The 8,336-nt window shown below is 60.7% G+C and carries 7 protein-coding genes; 4 read left to right on the top strand and 3 right to left on the bottom strand.

Going from position 1 to position 8,336, the window contains the following annotated elements:
• Positions 1–134 precede the first annotated feature (134 nt).
• A complete protein-coding gene (gene acnA / locus VGL01_RS16465; protein WP_331571150.1) occupies positions 135–2,759 on the bottom strand; it encodes an aconitate hydratase AcnA in 2,625 nt (874 codons plus the stop codon).
• Positions 2,760–2,836: 77 nt separating this feature from the next.
• Here acnA and VGL01_RS16460 point away from each other — a divergent pair, with 77 nt between their 5' ends.
• From VGL01_RS16460 to VGL01_RS16450, 3 genes are read left to right on the top strand one after another with little or no spacing between them, the layout of a single operon-like run.
• Entirely contained in the window at positions 2,837–3,898 is a 1,062-nt protein-coding gene (locus tag VGL01_RS16460) for a lactonase family protein (RefSeq protein ID WP_331571148.1), read from the top strand.
• 52 nt (positions 3,899–3,950) lie between these two features.
• Entirely contained in the window at positions 3,951–5,276 is a 1,326-nt protein-coding gene (locus VGL01_RS16455; protein ID WP_331571146.1) for an MFS transporter, read from the top strand.
• A 13-nt stretch (positions 5,277–5,289) separates the two neighbouring features.
• The gene (locus VGL01_RS16450; RefSeq protein ID WP_414720279.1) at positions 5,290–6,306 is read left to right on the top strand and encodes an ABC transporter substrate-binding protein; all 1,017 of its coding nucleotides are present in this window, start codon (positions 5,290–5,292) and stop codon (positions 6,304–6,306) included.
• A gap of 85 nt (positions 6,307–6,391) precedes the next feature.
• On the opposite strand, the gene VGL01_RS16445 is transcribed toward VGL01_RS16450, so the two are convergent.
• Positions 6,392–7,009, bottom strand: a complete 618-nt coding sequence (locus VGL01_RS16445) for a TetR/AcrR family transcriptional regulator (protein ID WP_331571144.1) — start codon at positions 7,007–7,009, stop codon at positions 6,392–6,394.
• Positions 7,010–7,099: 90 nt separating this feature from the next.
• Here VGL01_RS16445 and VGL01_RS16440 point away from each other — a divergent pair, with 90 nt between their 5' ends.
• Positions 7,100–8,029: an NAD(P)-dependent alcohol dehydrogenase gene (locus VGL01_RS16440; RefSeq protein ID WP_331571142.1), complete on the top strand. Its 930-nt coding sequence runs from the start codon at positions 7,100–7,102 to the stop codon at positions 8,027–8,029.
• A 105-nt stretch (positions 8,030–8,134) separates the two neighbouring features.
• On the opposite strand, the gene VGL01_RS16435 is transcribed toward VGL01_RS16440, so the two are convergent.
• A partial coding sequence (locus VGL01_RS16435; RefSeq protein WP_331571140.1) for a 4Fe-4S binding protein occupies positions 8,135–8,336 on the bottom strand: 202 nt, incomplete at its 5' end.

Raw genomic sequence — 8,336 nt, 5'->3', positions numbered from 1 at the left:
CGATCGGCGCGCATCTGCGCTGGCAGAGGCTCGCCGACATCGAGCCCTTCGGTCTTGATCAGTTCAACGATTTGCGTCGCAATGGATCTGTCGATCATGGAATGATGCCCTTCGCGCTCCGTGGCGACCCCGTCTCACGCTTTCTGCCTCGCCAAGCTATTGTGCAGGATCAGCGGGATGACACCTCCCGAGCGCAACAACTCGCATTCGAGGCGCGTTTCGACGGCTGCCGTCGCTTCAATAGGCTGCACGCTTCCATTCGCGCGAACGATGCGCACCGGTACCTTGCAGCGAGGTGACAGCATATCAGCCGGCGCGTCGATTTCCAGTTTGTCGCCACGTTGTAATCCCAGCGTGTGGGGGCTTGTGCCCGCCGGGAAACGCAGTGGCAGGATGCCCATGCCGATCAGGTTCGATCGATGAATGCGCTCGAAGCTGACGGCCAGCACGGCGCGGATGCCGAGCAATCGTTGCCCTTTGGCTGCCCAGTCGCGCGAGGAACCCGTTCCGTACCGTTCGCCCGCTACGAGCACGACCGAGTCGCCATCTTGCCGGTAGCGCTGCGCGGCTTCGAACAAGGGCATGACGTCGCCGCTTGGTACATGCAGCGTATGGGCGACCGGCAGGCCCGGAGCCAAACGATTGACGATCGTTCGATTGAAGAAGGCCGCCCGAACCATCACTTCCCAGTTGCCGCGTCGCGATGCAAACACGTTCAGATCGTTGCGATCGTCGCCGCGAGAGACCAGGAAATCGGCGACATAGCTGTCCTTCGGAATCGCGCTCGCGGGTGAAATGTGGTCGGTCGTGACGTCGTCGCCAAGCACGAGCAGTGGAAAAGCACTATAGCGCCCCAACTGTGTCCCTTCGGTCGCCGATGCGAACGGTGGCCTGCGCAACGCCGTCGATGTCGGGTCCCACGGGAACCGGGCGGCATCGGGCGCGTCCAGGTCGTGCCACGAGGGATTGGCGCTGGCGAGCGCGAACGCGCGTGGGTAGTCTTGTGGGTCCGCCGCTGTGGCAACGAGTTCCGCGACTTCCTCACGAGTCGGCCAGATGTCCCGCAAGTAGACGGGTTTGCCTTCACCGTTTTGCCCGATGGGCTCGCGGCCGAGGTCGATCTCGGCAGTGCCTGCGAGAGCAAAGGCGATGACGAGCGGCGGCGACATGATGAACCCGAGGTCGAGTTCAGGATGAATGCGGCCGGGGAAGTTGCGATTGCCCGACAGCATGGCGACAGGATAGACGCTGTTGTTTGCAATGGCGGCGCGGATTGATTCGGTGAGCGGCCCCGAATTGCCGATGCAGGTTGTGCAGCCGTACCCGACGATATCGAAGCCGACGGCCGACAAATCGTCAATCAGGTTGGCGCGTTCGAGGTATGCCGCCGCGGCAGGAGAACCCGGGCCCAGCGAGGTCTTGACCCACGCCGGCGGTTTGAGCCCCGTGGCTCGGGCCTTCCGAGCCAGCAGGCCCGCGGCGACAAGTAACGCGGGATCGGACGTGTTCGTGCAACTCGTGATCGCGGCGATCGCGACCGGATGCTTCGGCATGACAGGGTGCAGTTGCGACGGTTCGAAGCCGAGCGTCGATAGCAACGCTTTGGTCTCGGAATAGGCGTGCAAGTCCTGCGGCCGGCGCGGGCCGGCGATATGCATGCCGATGCCGGCGAGGTCGATCTCGATCGTGCGCGTATAGCGAGGGGTGGCGTGAGGATCGAACCAAAGGCCTGTCCGTTGCGTGAACGCTTCGACGAGCCGCACCAATTGTGGGGAACGATGGGTCGACCGCAGATAGTCGAGCGTGCGTTGATCCACGGGAAAATAGCCGGTCGATGCGCCGTATTCGGGCGCCATGTTGGCCACGACGGCTCGATCGCCCGCACTCAGGGTTGCCACACCGGGCCCGAAGAATTCGACGAACTCGCCCGATACGCCGATTGCACGAAGGCGTTGTGTGACGGTCAACGCGAGATCCGTAGCTAACACCCCAGCCTGTAATGCACCGGTCAAACACACGCCGATCACGTCGGGAATACGCTGCATGACCGGCATGCCGAACATGACCGTTTGTGCTTCCAGACCGCCCACGCCCCACCCAAGCACGCCGATGCCATTGATCATCGGCGTATGGCTGTCCGTGCCGATCAGTGTATCGGGCACGGCCCATCGTTCGCCGTCACGCTCGAACGTCGTCACTACGGTCGCCAGTTGCTCGAGGTTGATCGTATGCATGATGCCCGTGCCGGGCGGATGGATACGAACACCCTTGAGCGCCTTCGACGCCCAGCGCAGGAATCGATAGCGCTCGTTGTTGCGCCGCAGCTCCAGCTGCAGATTCAGCGGTGCGGCGTCGCGCTGCCCGAAGTATTCGACGGCGAGCGAGTGATCGACTGAAGAATCGACCGGCAGCACCGGATTGAGCAACGCAGGGTCGGCGCCGGCTTCGGCGAGCGCGTCTCGCATGGCGGCAATGTCGACGAGGGCGGGCGTGCTCGTCGTGTCATGCATGAGGACGCGATTAGGCTGAAAGGCAATCTCCGCTTCGCTCGTACCGCGAGCGATCCAGCCGCGAATGCCCTCGACGGCCTGCCGTCGTTCGTCGCCGTCGGTATTCCGGACGACGTTCTCGAGCAACAGGCGTAGCACGACGGGCAAATCACGCAGCGTGTCGCCGAACCAGCCCGGCAGATCGACGTGGCGGTACGACTTGCCGTCGACGTCCAAGCTGGCTTCCGTGGAGTGATCGGTGTTTTCCATAACTGCATTGTTGCATGTTATCGCGTACAAATGCAATCTAGTGCAAACCCGGGACGCATACGAAAGGAAGGACATCCATGTTTGCTTACGTCGGCTCGCGTACGACCCGCGAGCGAAACGCCCGAGGCGAGGGCATCAGCGTCTATCGGGTCGACGCCGAGACAGGGGCGCTCGAACGCGTCCAACTTTTGAAGAACCTTGTCAATCCATCGTTTCTTGTCATTAGCGCGAATGGCGAGCGACTCTACGCCGTGCATGGCGACCAAAGCGACATCAGTGCGTTCGGTGTGGACAAAGCGTCGGGTGAACTCACGTTTTTGAACCGGCAAAGCACCCAGGGCAAGAATCCGGTCCACCTTGCTATCGACCCGTCAGGCCGCTATGTCGTGGTTTCCAATCACATCGGCGCAAGCTTGGCAGTGCTGCCGATCGCGGCTGACGGATCGCTGCGGGAAGTGATGCAACTCGTTCGTCTCGAAGGTCCCGTCGGCCCTCATCGTGTCGAGCAGCAACAGGCCAAGCCGCACTTCAATCGATTCGATCCCACCGGCAAGTTCGTGATCGTTCCGGACAAAGGTCTGGACCGCATCTTTTCGTTTCGTTTCGAGGATGGGCGGTTGAGGCCGGCCATGCCTGCGTTCGTCGCTTCGCGGGAAGCCGCCGGACCGCGACACGTGGCATTTCATCCGAACGGCGCGTTTGCGTATGTCGTCAACGAGCTGGATTCGACCGTTACGGCATACCGCTATGCGAATGAAAGCGGGGCGCTGATACCGTTGCAGGTCATGTCCTCGCTGCCGGATACGTTCACGGGCAACAGCCGAGCCGCTGAAATCGAGGTCGATCGCGCGGGACGCTTCGTTTATGCGTCGAATCGAGGATGCGACAGCATCGCCGTATTCCGGATCGATCAATCCACTGGCCATCTGAAGTTTAGCGGCGCCCAACCGACGGGCGGCCGCACGCCGCGGTTCATGACCTGTACGCCCGACGGCCGGTACATGTATGCGTTGAACGAAGACAGCGACAGCATCGTAGCGTTTTCGATCGATTCAACGACGGGCCAACTCGAGCCGACCGGGTTTTCCATCGAATCGGGTAGTCCCGTATGCATGGTGTTCTCGCAGCACCAGGCGTAATTCCGAATACTTGTTCCAAAGCGGCCGGCGGCATCCGCCGGCGGAGACACACATGCATGCAATAACTGCCATCGACGAACGAGCCACCGTGCGCAAAATCGGGTGGCGAATTATTCCGTTCGTCTTCATTCTCTATATCGTTTCGTATCTGGATCGCGCCAACATCGGCTACGCAGCGCTGCAAATGAACACGGAGCTCGCGCTGAGCAGCGAAGCCTTCGGCTTCGCCTCGGGCATCTTCTTCATTGGATACTTCCTGTTCGAGGTGCCCAGCAACGTGCTGCTGAACAAGTACGGCGCTCGCGTTTGGATCGCGCGAATCCTCATCACGTGGGGCATCGTGTCGATCGCTTCGGCATTTGTACAGAGTGCGAATCAGCTCTACGTCTTGCGCTTTTTGCTGGGCGTGGCCGAGGCGGGCTTCTTTCCAGGCATCATCGTCTATCTGACGTATTGGTTCCGCGCCAAAGAACTCGCGACGACGGTTGCTCTCTTTACGGCGGCGATTCCGATCTCGTACGTAATCGGCGCTCCGCTGAGCACATGGGTCATGGACAACGTTCATTGGTTCGCCTGGAGCGGGTGGCGATGGATGTTGGTGCTCGAAGGCGCGCCGGCCTTGATCGGCGGTTTCATGTGTTTTACGTATCTAACGAACCGTCCGCAAGATGCGAAATGGCTCGAACCGAAAGAGCGGGACTGGCTGCTGAACGAGTTGGAAAACGATAGAAAGGCACGTCCAGACGCCAAGCATTTCGGTTCGCTGAAGGCGATGGCCAATCCGAAAGTGCTGTACCTGTCGTTCATCTACTTCGTTTATCAATGCGGCAGTCTTGGCGTCGGGTACTGGATGCCGCAGATCATCAAAGGTTTTTCGAAGTCGCTCAGTCACACGCAGGTCGGGCTCATTGCCATGGTGCCATACTTATTCGCGACGATCGTCATGATCAGGTGGTCGCGCAGTTCGGACCGCCGCAACGAGCGGCGTCTGCATTCGGCCATTCCCCTGGCGGTCTCCGCGGTGGCGTTGCTGGGGGCGGGGCTGTCGACCAATCCGTACGTGTCCATCACGATGATCAGCCTGAGCCTCGCGGGGCTCTATTCATTCAAGTCACCGTTTTGGGCGCTGCCGACGCTGTTTCTTACCCGTTCCACAGCGGCGGTGTCGATCGCAGTCATCAATTCCGTGGGGAATCTGGGCGGCTTCGTCGGACCGTTTGCGATCGGCTACATCAAGGGCTCGGGGCACAGCGCTACCCATGGGCTGCTGTTCCTCGCTGCATTGCTGGTTGCCTCGTTCCTGATGACGTTCTTCATCCGCGTTGACGAGCGGAACACGGCCGAGACCACCGGCGCCGTTGCCAATCACAGTCACTAACAGAGACAAAAAAATGATGAAGCAATTAAAGAAGCGTGTGTTTTGCATTGCCGCGGCGCTGTTGGGTGCGCTCGCGCTCGGCAACGCCCGGGCGGACGATGCGCAGCCTCTTTCCATCATGGTGGGGGGCATCTCGAAGTTCATCTATTTGCCCGTGAAGCTTGCCGACCAATTGGGTTATTTCAAGGACGAGAAACTCAATGTGGAACTTCTTTCACAACCCTCGGGCGTCGATGCCGAAAACGAGTTGCTCTCCGGCGCGGTGCAAGCCGTTGCAGGCGCCTATGACCATACGATCGACCTGCAGAGCAAAGGCAAGGAAGTGCGGTCGATCGTGACCTTCCTCCGGGTTCCGGGCGAGGTGGAGGTCGTGTCGAAGTCTTCGCCGATGAAGAGCATGGCCGATGCAAAGGGTAAGACACTGGGCGTCACGGGTTTGGGATCGTCGACAGACTTCCTGACGCGATACATGGCGCTGAAAAGCGGTGTCGTACAACAGCAATATTCGACGCTGCCAGTTGGCGCTGACAACTCGTTCATCGCCGCTGTCCGTCAGCACCGCATCGATGCGGGCATGACGACAGAGCCCACGGTATCGCGATTGCTTGAACAGGGCGACGCTTCCGTCATGGTCGATTTGCGTACGGTGGACGGAACCCGCGAAGCGCTCGGCGGGATTTATCCCTTCACGGGCTTATACGTGGATGCGCGCTGGCTGGCATCGCATCAGCAGCAGGCGGCGGCATTGGCGCGCGCGATGGTCCGAACGATGCAATACATCCATTCTCATTCCGCGGAAGAGATTGCGGACAAAATGCCGAAGGACTACTACGGCGGCGACAAGGCACTGTATGTACGGGCCTTGAAATCGACCTTGTCGATGTATACAGCCGATGGCAAGATGCCGACGGGTGGACCTGAAAACGTTCTTCGAGTCCTTTCGACGATCAATCCCGCGGTCAAGGGTAAACATATCGACCTGAGCAGGACGTACACGAACGAGTACGTCGGGCTCGCGGTGGCGAAGTAAGGCCGCCGCTGTCCGGGCAGGGCGCGTGCGTCACTCGACGCGCTTATTCCGAGCAGATTGCCTCATTCGCTTCATCGCAGGCGCGCTAACCACCGTGAAGCGCAGCGCGCAAGTCATCGAACGCCTTCTCGATGCGCTTGGTCAACGCTCCCTTTCCGCCTTCGTCGATCCATTCGTCGATCGCCACCCGGAACGCGCCGACGCCGGCCATGGCTGCCATTCGAAGCGGTCCGCGCCGGCTACGGCCCGGCCAGAGCCGACACAGCGACTCGAATGCGGAGTGCTCGATGTGTGTGTACTTCGCTTGATTGGCGGCGCGCAACTGGTCGCTCGAGCGAAGCACTTGGGCGATGCCGATCGCGGTGTCCGTGTCGAAATACGAAGCCAGCTTCCGAAGGGCGCCGCACAACGCCTCCAGCGGCGATTGATCGGTCGAAGCTTCCAGCACGGCGTCGCGCACCGCGTCGCCCATTCCCATCTGCCACGCGAGCAGGATTTCGTCTTTCGATTTGAAGTAGTGGAAAAAGGTGCGCCGCGAGATGCCAGCGGCAGCGGCAATGTCGTCGAGCGTGGTCGCTTCGTAACCGGCGGCGAGAAAAAGATCGAGTCCGACCTGCGTAATCCGCTGCAGGGTATCGCGGCGCTTTCTTTCACGCAGCCCCTCTGGCTGCCATTCGTTCGGTTCGACAGTTTTGGTCTGCATGGGCGCCATCGTAGCAGACGGCCTGCATCGCTTGCAATATTGCACTGAGTGAATTATTGTAATGCACTCAGTGCAAATTTAGAGGTATGCATGAATCGACTTCAATTCGATCGCTACGGCAACGCGGACACGATGCACATCGGGCAATGCGCTGTGCCGCAGCCGCGGGCGGGGCAAGTGGCAGTTCGTGTGAGGGCCGCAGCCATCAATCCGCTTGACTGGAAGCAACGCGAAGGCGCCATGCGGCTCGTCATGGATAGGCGATTTCCCAAGGGCATGGGATCCGACTTTTCGGGCGTTGTCGTTGCGCTGGGCGAGGGCGTTGCCGCCTTCCGCGTGGGCGATGAAGTGCTGGGCACCATGGCGATCAAACATCCCGGGGCGTTCGCCGAGGTGCTGGTCACGGGCGAGGGCAATCTCGTGAAGAAGCCCTCGCAACTTTCGTTCGAAGCAGCGGCGTGTCTGCCGATCCCCTGTGCGACGGCATGGGCGGCGCTGCTGCTGAAGGGGCGGGTGTCGCGCGGTACCCGCGTGCTGATCAACGGATGCACCGGGGCAGTCGGCCTAATGGCGGTGCAACTGGCTATCGCTCGAGGTGCGCAAGTGGCGGGCACGTGTAGCCAAGCGTCGATGGAGCGTGCTCGTGCGGCGGGCCTGGAGTCGGTCTTCGACTATACCGATGCGAGTGCGTGGGGTGCTGCCGGACCATTCGATGTGATTTTCGATACTGCGGGCACGCTGAACGTGGGGCTCGGTCTGTCGATGCTCAATCGGGGAGGCGTCTTCGCGGACATCAATCCGACACCGCGGCGGCTTTTGCGCGGCCTGTTGACGCGCCGCTACAAATTGGTGTTCGCCACGATGGCGACCCGACATCTCGCCGCAATCGCTGAACTCGCGGCGCAAGGCATTTTGAAACCCACCATCGGACTCGAAAGGGCATTTTCGCAGGCCGTGGAGACGGTTGCGGCTGTCGAGGGCGGGCTACGCGTGCCGGGCAGGGTGGTGTTGACCTTCTAGCGGACGCGGCGGGCACCGAGGCTCGCCATCGTCGCCGTGATGGATCGATTTCACCCCGAAGACGGCTCGTTAAACAGGCTCTGGCATCCGCGAAAACGTGTAACGCTATGCTGTTTTGGCGAGCTTGATCGCGCGTTCAGGGCATGCCGTCACGCAAAGACCGCACGAGCGGCAGGCATGTGCGTTCGGCGTGTAGGCGACTTTCATTCCATGCACGCGTAGCTTGAGGCGATGCATCAAATCAAGGCGGAAATAATCGGCCTCATCGATACGCCGGACCTCGAACACATTCTCCGGGCAGACCTCC

This window comes from Trinickia sp. (assembly GCF_036503415.1).
GTDB lineage: Bacteria > Pseudomonadota > Gammaproteobacteria > Burkholderiales > Burkholderiaceae > Trinickia.
The sequence above is the reverse complement of the archived record's forward strand: the minus strand, read 5'-3'. Positions and strand labels throughout refer to the sequence as shown.